The following is a 14,798-nucleotide window of genomic DNA, read 5'->3' as shown; positions in this document are numbered from 1 at the left end:
TTGCCATGCCAGCATGATGAACGCGATCACAATTGTTTACAACTAATTTCTGCCGGTCATAGGGGCTGAACAGTCACAAAATTTGTAAGCGTGGGGTAATCACCAACTTGAAAGTTCATCAAGGCGCCTTTGCTGTGATTTCCCTGTGGAGAATCCCCTACCCTTGCTGCACTCCGTCGCCGACCCAGACGCCCAAATCGTTGACAAAAAAGCTGTGGAAATCTTCGATCTCAAGATTATGAACGGCATAGCCGTCACCGAGGCAATGCACAGCTACGACAGGAACCAAGGTATCGTCACGCAAGCGCAACAATTGGCCGATTCGAACATTACACATCTTGACCCATCCGATCGTCTCGACCCAGACAGTGTGTGCCGCCGTGGCGTACAGCTTGGGTGTGCTTTCGTTCCGAGGAGAATACTCGATCCGATAAACCTGTTTGCCCGCGATGTCATCCGACTCGAAGTTCCGGATCACCTTGCGATACGCAAGTTCGCCCGTCTCTTTCGATCGCGACAATACGATATCTCCAGGCCCAAGGAACTGAATTTCTAACGCCCCCCCGCCTTTCATATGTACCAAAGTGTCGGTAAAGAAGCCGCTTGCTCCTTCGCCTTCAATCCTGGTGTCCTGCGCTGTATCCGTTGACATTAGTATTTTCTCCAATTGCAAACCTGCTGGCGAGTTCAACCCGCAATATCGCACTGACCAAGCAGTTTTACCGACCTAAAAAAATAGAAAACTCGTGGCAGGCGGACGACCATGGCTTCATCCGCCTGCTCACCATCATTATCTACCTGACAGCACCTGGTCCATCTCCCTCACGAACGCACTGCTGAGGGCCAAGCTCAAACTCTGCATCCAGTCGTTCATCGTCTTGTCGCTGTCGCTCGGGTCCGCATGCAGGCCCGGCGCAACATCGCTGCCGATACCCCCGCCGTGTAGCCGCCCGCCACCGCCACCAATGCACTGACCGTCGCGGCCGAAGCCATGGCGCTACTGGTAGTGACAGCGGTGCTGTTAGCGTAGCTGACATACGGATTGACACCGACCGGAGTGGCAACCGCGCACCCGGACAACTGCTGCACTGTAAAGCTGCGCGTGATGGTGGCCCTGGTATTGTTTGCAGCAACGGTACTGCTTGCCTTAAACTTGAGCAAGACCGAATCGTCATTGTAGCCACAGCCCGCATCGAGCTCCACTTTCAGCTTGGACAAGTCCCAACCAGCAAGGTTGACCGTGGCGTTGTTGACGTAGGCCGTAACCCGATGGATGCCGTCCGACAGCACCGCCCCGTACGGCAGGCCGAGCAACTGCAGGCCCAGCGTTGCGCCATCGGCGGCCGCCAACTGCGCCGTCACGCCCGGCAAGGCAATCGGGGTGCCCTGCATGCCGTAGACTACGGTGGCGCTGTCCGGCAAAGTCTCGATCAGGCGGATGCCTTCGATCATCGCGCTGGCGGCAACGGTTGAACTGCCGCCCTTCAATTTCAGGCTGACATTGTGTTGCAGGCCATCGCCTTTGAAGGCGAACGACACCGCCTGCCAGTTCAGCGCCGCGCCGCTACTGGTGTTGGCATAGCTTCCCACCAGCACGCCGTCGACATAAAGTCCGACCTTGGTGTTCGCGCTGGCCATGCCGAGCGCGCCGGCTTAGTTCAGGTTGAAGGTGTAAGCGGCACGGTCGATCGTGGAGATCCGCTGGCTGATGCCCGACGAACTGAGCACCCGGCTGCCATGCAAAGCCGATAGCCCAAACCTGGGTGGCCGGCGCACCGGCCACTGCGCCGATGTCGATACACCGTGGTCCACATCGAGTGGACCATGCCGCCACTGTCCTTCCAGATTCGGCCGGCAGTGGTTTTGTCATAGCCCGCGGCATGGAGTCAACTTGGGCAACCGGTTCCATGCCAGCATGGCCAGAGCGCAGTGCCGTGATTTTCCTCTGGTGTATCACCTACCGTTGATGCACTCCGTCGCTGACCCATACGCCTGAATCATCGACAAAATAAGTATGAAAATCCTCGACCTCGATGTTGTGAACCGCGCCGACATCACCTAGGTTATTCACCTCAACCACCGGCGCGAAGGTATGGTCATGCAAGCGCAACAAATGACCGCTTCGAAGATTGCATGCCTTGGTCCAGCCGATCGTCTCGACCCATACAGGGTGTTCTGCAGTTGCGTAGAGCCGGTAAGTATGCCCAGGTCGGGCCGCAACGAAATAATCGATTGTATGGACTTGCTTACCGTCGTGTTCGAAGTTCCTGACAACCTTGCGATATGCAAGTTCGCCCGTCTCTTTCGATCTGGACAATACCGTATCCCCAGGGCCAAGGAATTGAATTTCACACAGCTTCCCGTCCTCCATATGCACCATAGTGTCGGGAAAGAAGCAACCGGCCCCTTTCCATTCGATCCTGGTGTCCCACACCGTCAGCGTCGGCATCTGTATTTTCTCCTATTGCAGCCCTGCCGGCGAATTCAATCTGAAATATCGCACTTGCCGAGCAATTCTTTACGATAAAAAAATTAGTAAGCCTGGGGTGACCACGAACTCTGAGAAGAGGTTTGGGACCCGAGCGGCAAAGGGCACCGTTCACTGGCGGACGCCCTATTTCCCGCCCGCCTGTTGCATGACTTATTTCCCTGACAGCACCTGGTCCATCTCCCTCACGAACGCACTGCTGAGGGCCAAGCTCAAACTCTGCATCCAGTCGTTCATCGTCTTGTCGCTGTCGCTCGGGTCCGCATGCAGGCCCGGCGCCAGCATCGCTGCCGACACACCCGTCGTGTAACTGCCCGCCACCGCCACCAATGCACTGACCGTCGCGGCCGAAGCCATGGCGCTACTGGTAGTGACAGCGGTGCTGTTAGCGTAGCTGACATACGGATTGACACCGACCGGAGTGGCAACCGCGCACCCGGACAACTGCTGCACTGTAAAGCTGCGCGTGATGGTGGCCCTGGTATTGTTTGCAGCAACGGTACTGCTTGCCTCAAACTTGAGCAGGACCGGAACGTCATTGTAGCCGCAGCCCGCATCGAGCACCACTGTCAGCTTGGACAAGTCCCAGCCAGCAAGGTTGACCGTTGCGTTGTTGACGTAGGCCGTGACCCGGTGGACACCGTCCGACAGCACCGTCCCGTACGGCAGGCCGAGCAACTGCAGGCCCAGCGTTGCGCCATCGCCGGCCGCCAACTGCGCCGTCACACCCGGCAAGGCAATTGGGGTGCCCTGCATGCCGTAGACTACGGTGGCGCTGTCCGGCAAAGTCTCGATCAGGCGGATGCCTTCGATCATCGCGCTGGCGGCAACGGTTGAACTGCCGCCCATCAGTTGCAGGCTGACATTGTGTTCCAGGCCATCGCCTTTGAAGGCGAACGACACCGCCTGCCAGTTCAGCGCCGCGATGCTACTGGTGTTGGCATAGCTTCCCACCAGCACGCCGTCGACATACAGTCCGACCTTGGTGTTGGCGCTGGCCATGCCGAGCGCGCCGGCATAGTTCAGGTTGAAGGTGTAAGCGGCGCCGTCGATCGTGGAGATCCGCTGGCTGATGCCCGACGACTGCTAGCTCGCATTGACGCCATTGTTCAGGGCCAGCCATTCGTCGCTCGAGGAACCTGCCACGGGACCATACACCGTCACCCTGGTGCCCAGCGTGTTGGTCATGCGGTCGCCATCTTCCCAGATCGGGAAGGCAGCGGTTTTTCCGTAGCTGGCGGCCTGGATGTTCCACCCAGACAGCTGGCTCCATGCCAACAGGTCGGGACCGGTGTCCCAGCTCGAATCGCAGTAGCCGCTGCCCCAGTCGGTGCTGACAATCGTCCGGCTCAGCTTGCCCGTTGGCGGGGTCAGCGTCAGCACCGGGGCCTGGGCCACGGCATCGACCTGGACATTGAGGGTACGGCTGACACTGGCCTTGCTGCCGTTCGCCGCTTCCGTCGATGTCGCCGTGACCTGCAATGCCAGCGCTCCGCGGTAGGTGGCCGGTGGCGTGAGCGACAAGGTGTTGGCATTCCATCCCGTAATGTCAACCACCGGCTGTGCCGCAGTGACCGTGACGGTGCGTACGCCATCGGTCAGTACACTGCCCACCGACAGGCCAGCCACGCTCAACTGCAGCGCTTCCGAACCATCGGCGTCGGCCAGCGTTGCCTGGACCGCTTGCAGTTGCACGCTGCCGCCCTGCACACCATGGTTGAGCTCCAGACTTTCCACCAGCGAAATGTTATCAAGCATCATGCCGCGCCCTGCCGTATCGCGACGGCTCGCTTCGGTGATGATCTTGATGGTCTGCCTGCTGCCGTTGCCGATAAAGCTGATGTTGGCATGCTGCCAGTTCAGCGCCGTGGTGCCGCTGGTGTTGTCGTACAGCGCAACACGCACGCCATCCACGTACACGCCGACCCGGGTGTAGTCGCTCACATAACCGAGGCGGCCTGCCAGGTCGAAACTGAGGTTGTAGCTGGCGCCCTTGTCGGTGTTGACCTGGCGCGAAATACCCAGCGTTTGCGCCTGGGTCGAACTGGCGTCATTCAACTCGAGCCAGTTGTTGCCGTTGCCGGTCGCCGCCCTGACCGAGCGCGCGGTGCCGTTCACGTCCGTCATCATGTCGCCGTTGCTCCAGATTTCGAAACCATTCTGGCCGCCGCTCAGCTGGTCGCCCGTCGTGACCAGGCTCCAGCCGTCGAACACGCTGCCGGCCACCAGGGTGGACTGGGAATCGATGTTGGCCGCACCTTCCCAGCCGGTGGCGAACATGCGGTGCACCAGGGTACTGCCGAGCACTTGCATGGCCGGCGCATCGGCCACTGCGGCGATGTCGATGCTGACCGTCGCCGCGGCGCTGGTCAGGATGCCGTCCGACACGGTATAGCTGAAGCGGGCGTAATGCGCGCGCTGGTTGCCATAGCCAGCCGTGGCATACCCTGCCCCGTCCGACGCGTTAGCCGCGGGCACGTAGCGCAGTTTGCCGGCAGCAAGGTCGGCCGCGACGAACTTGTCGCCCAGCGCTGCGCTGACCCAGCTCCCAGTCGAGGCGAGCTTCTGCAGTACGCCATCCGCAGGCAGCGCCGTGATGGCGAGCGTGAGGACGTCGTTGTCGGCGTCGGAGACGGCAAAGTCGCTCCAGCGCAGTAGCACAGCAGTATCCTCGGTGCCTGCCACCAGCGAATTGAGCGCCACCGGCGCCCGGTTCACCTGCAGTACCGACAGGCTGAAGGTGACCAGCGCCGAATCGAGCTTGCCGTCGCTGACCTTGTAGCTGAAGCTGTCGTTGCCGACATAACCCGCCACTGGCGTATAGGTGAAGGTGCCGTTGGCATTGGCCGCCAGCGCGCCATGGGCCGGCGCCGCCACCAGCTTGACCGTCAGGCTGTCGCCATCGGTATCGACCGCGCCTGCCAGCAGGTTGAGCACGACGGACGTGTCGCGATTCACGCTGGCGGAACCGTTGACGGCCACCGGCGCATGGTTGGTCTGGACCACCGTCAGCGAGACGGTCGCCAGGTTCGAATCGTAGACGCCATCGTTCACTTTGTACGTGAAGCGGTCTGCGCCAAAGTAGCCGGCCTGCGGGGTGTAAGTCCAGGTGCCGTTGGCGTTGACGGCGATCGCGCCATGCGCCGGCTGGGTGACGACAATGGCCGCTAGCGCGTCCAGGTTGACATCCGTGGCATGGGCCAGCGGCGTGATCACGACGCTTGCCCCTTCGTTCACCGTGGCCGTGCTGCCGGCCAGGACCGGCACGTAATTGACCTTGGCGACATCGAAGGTCAAGGTGGCGACGTTCGACGGTTGGACGCCATCGCTGATCTGGTAGGTCAGGCTGTCGGGGCCGTAGTAGTTCAGCGCCGGCGTGTAAGTCCAGCTGCCGTGCGCCGGCTGGCGGACCACGCTGGCGGTCAGCACATCGTTCGCATTGCGGTCCGCCGCCGCAGCCAGCGGGTTGAACGTGCTCGTACCGTTCTCGCTCACATTGACGGTGCTGTCGGCCAGGGTGGGTGCGAACGCGATCTCGCCGACTGTGAATGTGACCGTCGCCGTGTTGGAGTCAGCAACGCCGTCGTTGACCTTGTAGGTGAAGCTGTCTGTGCCGAAGTAGTACTGCGCAGGCGTGTAAGTCCAGCTGCCGTCGGCATTCACACTAATGGCGCCGTGTGCCGGCTGCGACACCACCAGTGCCGCCAGCACGTCATTCGGGTTCAGGTCCAATGCATGCGCCAGCGGGTTGAAGCTGGCCGATGCATTCTCGTCCAGGCTAAGCGCGCTGTTGGCCAGCGTTGGCGCAAAGGCGATTTCGGCGACGTTCAACACGACCGTTGCCGTGTTCGAGTAGGCATTGCCATCGCTCACCTTGAACGTGAAGCTGTCGCTGCCGAAGTAGTACAGCGCGGGCGTGTAGGTCCAGCTGCCGTCGGCATTGACGGTGAGAACGCCATGCGACGGCATCGACACCAGCACTGCATTAAGCACATCATGATTCAGGTCGGCCGCGCTGGCCAGCGGGTTGAAGCTGGCCGCAGCGTTCTCGCTGAGGTGGATGCTGACATCGCCCAGCGTTGGCGCGAATGCTATTTCAGCCACGTTAAGCGTGACCGTCGCCATATTTGAGTCGGCGGCAGCGTCGCTCACCTTGTAAGTGAAGCTGTCGCTGCCAAAGTAGAACAGCTCCGGCGTATAGGTCCAGCTGCCATCGGCGTTGACGGTGATGAGGCCGTGCGCTGGCTGCGTAAGCAGCACCGCGGACAGCACATCCCCATTGCGGTCGAAGGCGGTCGCCAGCGGTTCAAAGCGGGCCGATCCGTTCTCATCGAGATTGACAATGCTGTCGCCCAAGGTCGGTGCAAACGCGATTTCGGCGACGTTGAGCACGACGGTTGCCGTGTTCGAGTCGTCGATGCCGTCGTTGACCTTGTAGCTGAAGCTGTCGGTGCCGAAAAAATACAGTGCCGGCGTGTAGGACCAGCTGCCGTCAGCGTTGACGGTGATCTGGCCGTGGGCAGGCTGGGACACCACAAGGGCGGTCAGCGGCTCCCGGTTGACGCTGTTCGCAGCAGCGAACGGCGACAGCGTCAGGCTGCCATTTTCGTCCAGCGCGTAATCGCTGTCGACCAGGGTCGGCGCGATCTGCACCTTGGCGATGGTGATGCCCAGGCTTGCCTCCTGCGAGCTGAGAAAGCCGTCGCTGAGGATGAAACTGAGGGTATCGCTGCCGTAGAAATGCAGGCCAGGCGTATAAGTCCAGGTGCCGTTCGCGTTCTGGGCAAGCACGCCACGGCTTGGCTGCGACGTAATGACGGCGCTGAGCGCGTCGCCATCAGCATCGGCGCCGAAACTGCCGAAGTCGATCACCAGGCTGCCGTCTTCCAGTACTTCGATGGCGGCGTTGTGCACCACGGTCGGCGCACGGTTCTCAGGCGTGACCTGGAAGCTGACGCTGACCGGCGCGGAGTCGGCCAGGCCGTCGTTGATGTGGAACACCAGCACGTCTGCGCCGTCGTAGTCGGCGTTGGCGGTGTAGGTCCAGCTACCGTTGGCATTGACCACCAGCGCGCCGTGCGCAGGCGGCGTGTCGAGCACCGCGCTCATGGCGTGGCCGTTGATGTCCTGCGCACCGGCCAGCGGATCGAAGGTGAACGGCACGCCGCCGATTGCCTGCGCATTGACGTTACCGCCGCTGACAGGGGCATAGATCACTTCGCTGACGGTGACGTGCACGGTGGCCAGGTTCGACACTTGGCCCTCGACTTCGTAGCTGTACTCGAAGCTGTCGACACCGTAAAAATGCAGGGCCGGGGTGTACTTGAGCGTACCGCCGGCGTTGCGGCTGAGCACCCCATGCACGCAAGTTTGCGCATGGGCGGTCATGTTGTCAAGGGGGCGCAGGCCGTTTGCAGGCCGTTTCGAGGTGTGGTCAACCTCCGTTTTCAAGAGGTCGAGTTTTTTTGAACCAGCGAAAAAATCGCTAAGTCCTTGATTTCTGGAGGCGAGGACGGGAATCGAACCCGTCTAAACGGCTTTGCAGGCCGCTGCATAACCTCTTTGCTACCTCGCCAGAAACTTTGCTACTTTCCCCTGAGAGGAAAAAAAAGGAAGCCAGGCTTCCCTTTTGAATTCTGGAGCGGGAGAAGAGTCTCGAACTCTCGACCTCAACCTTGGCAAGGTTGCGCTCTACCAACTGAGCTACTCCCGCGTCGTCACAACAGGCAGGCATTATAGATCATCTGAGCGGGTTGTCAAGGTTGGTTTCCCACTCGATTTTTTATAAGGCGTCGCCAGCCTTTTCCTTGATCAATGGCCACGCCAGGCGCATGTAATAAAACATCGACCACACCGTCAGGATCGCCGCCAGGATGATCAGGTAGTCGCCCAGCAGCTGGGTGTCGAGCACGCCCCACAGCTTGTCATGGAACAGCAGCATGGGGATGGCAATCATTTGCGCGGCCGTCTTAATCTTGCCGATCGAACTGACCGCCACCGAACGCGAGGCGCCGATCTGCGCCATCCATTCACGCAGCGCCGAGATGGCGATCTCGCGCCCGATGATAATAAAAGCGATGAAATGGTCGACCCGGTCCAGGTGCACCAGGACCAGCAGCGCGCCAGCCACCATCAGCTTGTCGGCCACAGGGTCGAGAAAGGCGCCGAAGGCCGAGGTCTGGTTCCAGCGCCGCGCCAGAAAGCCGTCGAACCAGTCGGTGACGGCGGCAACGACAAACACCACCGTTGCCGCCAGATCCTGGTCGGAGCGCGGCAGCCAGTGCAGCGGCAGGTAGTACACGCCTACCACCAGGGGAATGAGGGCAACGCGTAACCAGGTCAGGAGAATCGGGATGTTAAAGGGCATAGAGACAGGGCATAGAGACAGGGCATAGAGGCAGGGCACAGAGGCGCACGAACTGGTTAGGCATTATGAATACTTGCGCCGCTAGTCTACCTTGCTAATGCATATTGCACCAGTTCGGGAGGCAACATGGCGCGGGCGCGGCGCAGTGCCGCTTGCACCGGTTTGCACGCCGTGCGAAGCACGCGCAAACGCAGGGAACAAAAGCGCAGCGCATTGCGCCGCGTATCCACCCGCGGTTAATGCAGCTGCCGGTAAATCTCTTCGGCCAGCTGGGTCGAAATGCCTTCGACCGACATCAGGTCTTCGACACTGGCATCGACCACCCCGCGCAAGCCCCCAAAGCGCGCCAGGAGGCGCTGGCGGCGTTTGGCGCCGATACCCTCGATCTCTTCCAGGCGCGACGTTTGGCGCGTCTTGGCGCGCTTGGCACGCATGCCGGTGATGGCAAAGCGGTGCGCCTCGTCGCGAATCAGGGCGACCAGCATCAGCGCGGCCGATTCCTTGCCCAGTTCCTGCGCGGCGCGCCCGTCGACGAACATCAGCGTCTCGAGCCCGACGCGGCGCCCTTCTCCCTTGGCTACGCCCACGATCAGCGAAATATCCAGGCCAAGTTCGGCAAACACCTGGCGCGCCATTTCGATCTGGCCTTTGCCGCCGTCGATCAAGACCACGTCGGGCATGACGCCGTCGCCATTGGCCACTTTCTCGTAACGGCGCATCAGTACCTGGCGCATGGCCGCGTAATCGTCCCCCGGCGTGATGCCGTTGATGTTGTAGCGCCGGTACTCGCCGTTTTGCATGGCGTGGTGATGGAACACCACGCACGAGGCCTGGGTCGCCTCGCCCATAGTGTGGCTGATGTCGAAGCACTCCACGCGCAAGGTCTCCAGGTCTTCCGATTCAATGAGCAGCGCCTCGGCCAGCGCGCGCGTGCGCGACTGCTGCGAGCCCTGTTCGGAGAGCAGGCGCGCCAGCGAAATCTCGGCCCCCTTGTGCGCCATGTCGAGCCACTGGCGGCGCTGCCCCTGGGGCTGGAAGAGCAGATTGATGCGGTGGCCGCACTGCTCGGTCAAGGCCACCATCAGCGCCGGCTGGTCGAATTCGATATTCAGGATCAAGGTGCCGGGCACGAATTTTTCGGTGTAGTGCTGGGCCAGAAAGGCGGCCAGCACTTCGCATTCGATCGCCCCTTCGGCAATCGCCGCAGCTTCCGCCAGCTGCGACGGAAAATACGCGCGGTCGCCCAGGTGGCGCCCCCCGCGCACCATCGCCAGGTTGACGCAGGCGCGCCCGCCCTGCACCACCACGGCGATGATGTCGACGTCGGCGTCGCCGCCGCTCTCCATGCTTTGCTGGTGCAGCACGCGCGAGAGCGCCTGGATTTGGTTGCGCACCGCGCCCGCCTGCTCGAACTTCAGTTCACCGGCAAAGGCGTGCATCTTCGCTTCCAGGTCGGCCAGCACTTCGCTCTGGCGCCCGCGCAAGAACTTGGCGGCGTTGTCGACATCGCGCTGGTAGTCGCTTGGCTCCACCAGGTCTACGCACGGCGCGCTGCAGCGCCCGATCTGGTGCAGCAGGCAGGGCCTGGTGCGGTTCGAATACACGCTGTCTTCGCAGGTGCGCAGCATGAACACCTTTTGCAGGATCTGGATCGATTCCTTGACCGCCCACGCGCTCGGGAATGGGCCGAAGTACTGGCTCTTTTTGTCGATCGCGCCGCGGTAGTAGGCCATGCGCGGCGTGGCGCCGCCGGTGATTTTCAAGTACGGGTACGACTTGTCGTCCCTGAACAAGATGTTAAAGCGCGGCTTGAGCGTCTTGATCAAGTTGTTTTCAAGGATCAGCGCCTCCGCTTCACTCTGCGTGACGGTAGTCTCCAAGCGTGCAATGCGCTCGACCATCATGGCGATGCGCGGGCTGGCCAGGTTCTTTTGAAAGTAGCTCGACACCCGTTTTTTCAGGTCGCGCGCCTTGCCCACGTACAGCACGCCGTCCTGCGCATCGAAATAGCGATACACGCCGGGCAGATTGGGAAGCTTGCCGACCGTGTCGAGCACGATGGCGCGCGCCTCCGAAGTGACTACTGGCGTGAGCGCTGGAGTGACTGCTGGAGTGACTGCTGGAGTGACTGCTGGAGTTGCTGCTGACATCTACTGAACCTCTTGCGTCACGATCACGAAGGCAACCCCGTACTCAGCTTCGTCGCTGATGGTCACCTGGGCACTGAGCCTATTTTGACGCATAAACGCTGCGAGCGCGCCACTGCACGCGAGCACCGGCTGGCCGCTATCCAGATTCAGCGTTTGCGCGGCGGGCCACGTCATCGGTTCGCGCAGACCCAGGCCAATGGCCTTGGAAAACGCTTCCTTGGCCGAAAAGCGCGTGGCCAGGTAGCGCATGCCGCGCACGGGATTTTTGGCGCTGCGCTCGTGAAATTCGACCAGTTCGTCGGGCCCCAGGATCTTTTCGGCGAAGCGCACGCCATGCCGCGCCAGCGCCTGCGCAATGCGCGAGACCTGGACGATGTCGGTGCCGATCCCGTAGATCATGCGCCCCGGGCCAGGTTGGCCAGGCTCACGCCCAGGCGCGCGGCCACCATGATGGCCTTCATTTCGCGTACGGCGTTTTCCCAGCCGGCGAACACGGCGTGGGCGACAATCGCATGGCCGATATTGAGTTCGCCAATGTCGGCAATGGCGGCAATCGCTTGCACGTTGGTGTAGTGCAGGCCGTGGCCGGCGTTGACCGCCAAGCCCCGTTCCACGCCAAACCTGGCCCCGGCCTTGATGCGCGCCAGCTCGCGTTCCAGGTCGCTGGCGTGGGCCTGCGCGTAGCGCCCCGTATGCAGTTCGATCACCGGCGCGCCCAGCTCGGCGGCGGCGCTGATCTGCTGCTCGTCGGCGTCGATGAACAGCGACACGCGGATGCCCTCCCCCTGCAACTGCCTGATGGCCGCTTCCACCTGTTTGTAGTAGCGCACCACATCGAGCCCGCCTTCGGTGGTCACTTCCTCGCGCCGCTCGGGCACCAGGCACACGTCCTGCGGCTTGATGACGCAGGCGAAGTCGATCATCTCCTGCGTGACGGCCGCTTCCAGGTTCATGCGCGTCATGAGCAGCGGGCGCAGCGCCACCACGTCGGCGTCCTTGATGTGGCGCCGGTCTTCGCGCAGGTGCAGCGTGATGACGTCGGCGCCGGCCTGCTCGGCCAGCAGCGCCGCGCGCAGCGGGTCGGGATAGACGGTGCCGCGCGCATTGCGCAAGGTGGCCACGTGATCGATGTTGATGCCCAGGTCAATCACAGGGCCGGACGGCTGGAGAAAGCTCATGACGTTGTTCTCAGGTTATAACTGCATCAGGTCGATCAAAATCTGGCGCGTGTTGAGCGGCGCGCCGCCCAGGTGGTGCGCCAGCAAAAAGCGCATCAGCTGCTTGCTTTGCGCTTGCGTGACAGGGTCGCGGTAGTCTTCGTTTTCCATGTCGAGCAGCGTCTTGCCCAGCACCGCCGGCCAGGTGTCGGCCGCGCGCACCAGGCGCGGCCCGCGTTCCGGGTCGACGACGTACTCGACGAGCGGGTCGACCGCAGCGCGCGTGCTGGTGCAGCGCGTCAGGTCGGCCGCCACGCCTGTCTCTTTAAGTAAGGCCCGTTCGAATTTTCTCAAGACGATGGGCGCCGATTCCCCGTGCGCGAGCGCGTTGAGCGTGGCCACGTAATGGTCGAACAGCACCGGATGCGGGTCGTCGCGCGCCAGCAGCTTGACCAGCAGCTCGTTGAGGTAAAAGCCGCATAGCAGCGCCGTTTTTTCCAGCGGCAGCATGCCGCCCACCCATTCGGCGTCGATCATGGTGCGCAGTTCGGATTTGCCGCTCCACGACGCCTGCAGCGGCTGGAAGGTTTGCAGCACGCCGCGCAGCTTGGAATGGGGCCGCTTGGCGCCCTTGGCCACCAGCCCAATGCGGCCGTAATCGCGGGTGAACATGTCGACGATCAGGCTGGTTTCTTTGTAAGGGTAACTGTGCAGCACGAAGGCCGGCTGGCCGGCCACGCGCCCGGCCAGGGCGGGATTGCGCGAGCGCGCGGCGGCTGTGCGCCTGGCCGGGGCCGGTGCGCTGTCAGATGGCGCGGTGAGGGCCGTGTCGGCCGTGTCGGCGCTGGGCGTGGGCATGCAGGCGGGACGCTCTGCTTACTCGTAACCGTAAGCGCGCAGGCCGGCTTCGTTGTCGGCCCAGCCCGATTTGACCTTGATCCAGATTTCCAGGTAGACCGGGCCGCCGAACAGTTTTTCCATGTCCAGGCGCGACTGGGTGGACAGTTCCTTCAAGCGCGCGCCCTTGTTGCCGATGACCATGGACTTGTGGGTGTCGCGCTCCACCAGGATGGCCGCGAAAATGCGGCGCAAATCGCCCTCCTGTTCGAACTTTTCAATCAATACCGTGCTGGTGTAGGGCAGCTCGTCGCCCACCAGGCGGAACAGCTTTTCGCGTACGATTTCCGAGGCCAGGAATTTTTCGCTGCGGTCGGTGATGTCGTCCGGGCCGAACACGGGCGCGTTCTCGGGTAGGAAGCGCTTGATTTCGTTTTGCAGCGCGTCGAGCTGGAAGCGCAGCTTGGCCGACACCGGCACGATGGCGGCAAAGTTATGCTTGGCGGCCAGCTCCTGGGCGAACGGCATCAGCGCCGCCTTGTCCTTGACGCGGTCGGACTTATTGATCACCAACATGCACGGCACGTCCTGGGGCAGCAGGTCGATCACCTGCTGGTCGGCCGGGCCGAAGGTGCCCGCTTCCACCAGGTACAGGATCACATCGGCCGAAATGAGCGTGTTGGTGACGGTCTTGTTGAGCGTCTTGTTCAGGGCGTTCGAGTGGCGCGTCTGGAAACCGGGCGTGTCGACATAAATGAACTGGGCGTCGTCCAGCGTCTGGATGCCGGTGATGCGGTGGCGCGTGGTCTGCGCCTTGCGCGAGGTGATCGACACCTTGGCGCCGATCAGCTGGTTCATCAGCGTCGATTTGCCCACGTTGGGGCGGCCGACAATGGCGATATAGCCACAACGGAAATTGTCTGGGGTAGTTGGGCTTGTCATGCTGATTTCGTTTCAGGGTGTTTGAAAGCCTTGGCGTCGGCGGATTTTGCGGGTGTGGCCAGGATAACTTCTGCATCGCCCTCGCCGTCGCCGTCGCTCTGGATGGTGGCGATGCCGGCCAGCTTGAGCTGGGCGGCGCGCGGCTTGGCCTTGCGCGTTGCGCCCGGGGTCTTGAGCAGCGCTTGCTGGGCGACGTCGAGCGCCAGCTTGGCGGCCGCCTGTTCGCCGGCGCGCCGGCTGCCGCCGCGGCCATAAACCTGGATGCCCAGCTTGGGCACCAGGCATTCGATCTCGAATTCCTGGCTGTGCGCCGCGCCATGGGTGGCGACGACGTTGTAGGTCGGCAGCGAGATTTTTTTGCTCTGCAAAAACTCTTGCAGCAGTGTCTTGGCATCCTTGCCCAGCGTGCGCGGGTCGACCGAGTCGAGGATGGGAATGTAAAAGGCGCGGATCACGTCGCGCGCGGCATTAAAGCCCGCATCGAGGAAAATGGCGCCCAGCAAGGCTTCGAGCGTGTCGGCCAGGATCGACGGCCGGCGAAAGCCGCCCGACTTGAGTTCACCCTCGCCCAGGCGCAAGAATTGCGACAGTTCGAGCTTTTGCGCGATTTCATACAGCGACTGCTGCTTGACCAGGTTGGCCCGCAGGCGCGACAGGTCGCCCTCGTCGATGCTGGCAAAGCGCTCGTAGAGCACCGAGGCGACAACGCAGTTCAGAATCGAATCGCCCAAAAACTCGAGGCGCTCGTTATGCAAACTGCTGTGGCTGCGGTGCGTCAAGGCTTGCTGCAAGAGGCCAGCATCCTGGAACGTGTACGCCAAACGGGTTTGCAATAACTGAAGATTCATTGTCGGTGG

12 protein-coding genes and 2 tRNA genes are annotated in these 14,798 nt (G+C 62.0%); all 14 read right to left on the bottom strand.

Features of this window, described 5'->3' with window-relative positions; genetic code table 11:
- Positions 1 to 157: 157 nt before the first annotated feature.
- The gene (locus tag ACP7BV_RS23180; protein WP_426107133.1) at positions 158 to 652 is read right to left on the bottom strand and encodes a Hint domain-containing protein; all 495 of its coding nucleotides are present in this window, start codon (positions 650 to 652) and stop codon (positions 158 to 160) included.
- Between the two features lie 218 nt (positions 653 to 870).
- Positions 871 to 1,638: a hypothetical protein gene (locus ACP7BV_RS23175; RefSeq protein ID WP_426107132.1), complete on the bottom strand. Its 768-nt coding sequence runs from the start codon at positions 1,636 to 1,638 to the stop codon at positions 871 to 873.
- A 319-nt stretch (positions 1,639 to 1,957) separates the two neighbouring features.
- A complete protein-coding gene (locus ACP7BV_RS23170) occupies positions 1,958 to 2,449 on the bottom strand; it encodes a Hint domain-containing protein (RefSeq protein ID WP_426107130.1) in 492 nt (163 codons plus the stop codon).
- Between the two features lie 192 nt (positions 2,450 to 2,641).
- Entirely contained in the window at positions 2,642 to 3,490 is an 849-nt protein-coding gene (locus ACP7BV_RS23165) for a hypothetical protein (RefSeq protein WP_426107128.1), read from the bottom strand.
- An 84-nt stretch (positions 3,491 to 3,574) separates the two neighbouring features.
- Positions 3,575 to 7,876, bottom strand: a complete 4,302-nt coding sequence (locus tag ACP7BV_RS23160) for an Ig-like domain-containing protein (protein WP_426107126.1) — start codon at positions 7,874 to 7,876, stop codon at positions 3,575 to 3,577.
- A 113-nt stretch (positions 7,877 to 7,989) separates the two neighbouring features.
- A tRNA-Cys gene (locus ACP7BV_RS23155) sits at positions 7,990 to 8,063 on the bottom strand.
- 62 nt (positions 8,064 to 8,125) lie between these two features.
- Positions 8,126 to 8,201, bottom strand: a tRNA-Gly gene (locus ACP7BV_RS23150).
- Between the two features lie 69 nt (positions 8,202 to 8,270).
- Positions 8,271 to 8,855 (bottom strand): CDP-diacylglycerol--glycerol-3-phosphate 3-phosphatidyltransferase, encoded by a 585-nt coding sequence (gene pgsA / locus ACP7BV_RS23145; protein WP_426107125.1) that lies wholly within the window; start codon positions 8,853 to 8,855, stop codon positions 8,271 to 8,273.
- A 236-nt stretch (positions 8,856 to 9,091) separates the two neighbouring features.
- Positions 9,092 to 11,005 carry an excinuclease ABC subunit UvrC gene (uvrC, locus tag ACP7BV_RS23140; protein ID WP_426107124.1) on the bottom strand — a complete coding sequence of 638 codons (1,914 nt, stop codon included), beginning with the start codon at positions 11,003 to 11,005 and terminating at the stop codon, positions 9,092 to 9,094.
- On the bottom strand, positions 11,006 to 11,404 hold the full coding sequence (gene acpS, locus ACP7BV_RS23135; RefSeq protein WP_426107122.1) for a holo-ACP synthase: 399 nt from the start codon (positions 11,402 to 11,404) through the stop codon (positions 11,006 to 11,008).
- Entirely contained in the window at positions 11,401 to 12,183 is a 783-nt protein-coding gene (pdxJ, locus tag ACP7BV_RS23130; protein ID WP_426107121.1) for a pyridoxine 5'-phosphate synthase, read from the bottom strand. Before pdxJ ends, acpS begins: the two co-directional genes overlap by 4 nt.
- A 15-nt stretch (positions 12,184 to 12,198) precedes the next feature.
- Entirely contained in the window at positions 12,199 to 13,020 is an 822-nt protein-coding gene (gene recO, locus ACP7BV_RS23125) for a DNA repair protein RecO (RefSeq protein ID WP_426107120.1), read from the bottom strand.
- 18 nt (positions 13,021 to 13,038) lie between these two features.
- Positions 13,039 to 13,941 (bottom strand): GTPase Era, encoded by a 903-nt coding sequence (gene era, locus ACP7BV_RS23120; protein WP_426107119.1) that lies wholly within the window; start codon positions 13,939 to 13,941, stop codon positions 13,039 to 13,041.
- On the bottom strand, positions 13,938 to 14,789 hold the full coding sequence (gene rnc / locus ACP7BV_RS23115) for a ribonuclease III (protein WP_426107117.1): 852 nt from the start codon (positions 14,787 to 14,789) through the stop codon (positions 13,938 to 13,940). The genes era and rnc overlap by 4 nt, the downstream gene beginning before the upstream one ends.
- Between the last annotated feature and the right edge of the window lie 9 nt (positions 14,790 to 14,798).

The sequence above is a fragment of the Massilia sp. TSP1-1-2 genome (assembly GCF_049896185.1).
Taxonomy (GTDB): Bacteria; Pseudomonadota; Gammaproteobacteria; order Burkholderiales; family Burkholderiaceae_D; genus Telluria_A.
Note: the sequence above shows the minus strand (reverse complement) of the source record. Positions and strands in the feature narration are given on the sequence as shown.

Bases quoted from the DNA above. Each gene is read 5' to 3' on its own strand.
- ACP7BV_RS23180 (WP_426107133.1), bottom strand. From the start codon at position 652: ATGTCAACGGATACAGCGCAGGACACCAGGATTGAAGGCGAAGGAGCA.
- ACP7BV_RS23175 (WP_426107132.1), bottom strand. From the start codon at position 1,638: ATGGCCAGCGCGAACACCAAGGTCGGACTTTATGTCGACGGCGTGCTG.
- ACP7BV_RS23170 (WP_426107130.1), bottom strand. From the start codon at position 2,449: ATGCCGACGCTGACGGTGTGGGACACCAGGATCGAATGGAAAGGGGCC.
- ACP7BV_RS23165 (WP_426107128.1), bottom strand. From the start codon at position 3,490: ATGGCCAGCGCCAACACCAAGGTCGGACTGTATGTCGACGGCGTGCTG.
- ACP7BV_RS23160 (WP_426107126.1), bottom strand. From the start codon at position 7,876: ATGACCGCCCATGCGCAAACTTGCGTGCATGGGGTGCTCAGCCGCAAC.
- pgsA (WP_426107125.1), bottom strand. From the start codon at position 8,855: ATGCCCTTTAACATCCCGATTCTCCTGACCTGGTTACGCGTTGCCCTC.
- uvrC (WP_426107124.1), bottom strand. From the start codon at position 11,005: ATGTCAGCAGCAACTCCAGCAGTCACTCCAGCAGTCACTCCAGCAGTC.
- acpS (WP_426107122.1), bottom strand. From the start codon at position 11,404: ATGATCTACGGGATCGGCACCGACATCGTCCAGGTCTCGCGCATTGCG.
- pdxJ (WP_426107121.1), bottom strand. From the start codon at position 12,183: ATGAGCTTTCTCCAGCCGTCCGGCCCTGTGATTGACCTGGGCATCAAC.
- recO (WP_426107120.1), bottom strand. From the start codon at position 13,020: ATGCCCACGCCCAGCGCCGACACGGCCGACACGGCCCTCACCGCGCCA.
- era (WP_426107119.1), bottom strand. From the start codon at position 13,941: ATGACAAGCCCAACTACCCCAGACAATTTCCGTTGTGGCTATATCGCC.
- rnc (WP_426107117.1), bottom strand. From the start codon at position 14,789: ATGAATCTTCAGTTATTGCAAACCCGTTTGGCGTACACGTTCCAGGAT.